At 56.3% G+C, this 803-nt stretch carries 1 protein-coding gene and 2 pseudogenes; 2 read left to right on the plus strand and 1 reads right to left on the minus strand.

From position 1 onward, the window contains the following. Positions 1-91 precede the first annotated feature (91 nt). A complete protein-coding gene (locus tag AB4Y32_RS40415) occupies positions 92-451 on the plus strand; it encodes a hypothetical protein (protein WP_439899910.1) in 360 nt (119 codons plus the stop codon). A gap of 27 nt (positions 452-478) precedes the next feature. Continuing rightward, a pseudogene (locus AB4Y32_RS40880) lies at positions 479-636 on the plus strand (methyl-accepting chemotaxis protein); the annotation flags it as partial. A 25-nt stretch (positions 637-661) separates the two neighbouring features. Here the strand turns inward: AB4Y32_RS40880 and AB4Y32_RS40420 are convergent. Next, a pseudogene (locus tag AB4Y32_RS40420) lies at positions 662-803 on the minus strand (ISL3 family transposase); the annotation flags it as partial.

An 803-nucleotide genomic window follows, 5' to 3' on the forward strand; every position in this document is an offset into this window, starting at 1 on the left:
CGCGCGGATACGCTAGCTTCAAAACCATGCGAACCGTGCTGTTCCTGATTGCAGGCAAGCTCGATTTCTCGGCCTTCAATCCACATGCCTCGTGAGCCGCATTACCCACTCCATTTTTGAAATAGCCCGAATGTTGGGTGGGCTTGTCGCCATGCAGGACCGACTGACGGCTACCGTCGTATCGTTGCGTGAAGGTAGCCAGGCGATCGCTACGGCGACGCGCGAAATCGCCTCGGGGAATGCTGATCTGTCGGTGCGTACGGAGTCACAGGCCGCGTCGCTGGAAGAGACCGCATCGAGCACTGAAGAGCTGTCAGCTACTGTCAAGCAGAATTCGGAGAATGCACTGCGAGCAAGGGAATTATCATCGTCTGCCTCGCAGATCGCGCAACGCGGGCACGAAGTAGTTTCGCGGGTCGTGAGCACGATGACTGAGATCAGCCAAAGCTAGATCGCTGTTACGGAGATCACATCAATGATCGAAGGAATTGCTTTCCAGACCAACATTCTCGCGCTGAACGCTGCCGTAGAAGCGGCTAGGGCGGGCGAACAGGGGCGCGGCTTTCAGTCGTGGCGACGGAGGTGCGGACACTTGCGCAACGCTCGTCGGCAGCAGCTCGAGAAATTAAGGCTATTTCAAAAATGGAGTGGGTAATGCGGCTCACGAGGCATGTGAATTGAAGGCCGAGAAATCGAGCTTGCCTGCAATCAGGAACAGCACGGTTCGCATGGTTTTGAAGCTAGCGTATCCGCGCGCCTTGCGCTTGGCAGCTTGAAACAGGCCGTTGATGGCTTCAATGAAG

Source organism: Paraburkholderia phymatum (assembly GCF_040965635.1).
Classification (GTDB): domain Bacteria; phylum Pseudomonadota; class Gammaproteobacteria; order Burkholderiales; family Burkholderiaceae; genus Paraburkholderia; species Paraburkholderia phymatum_B.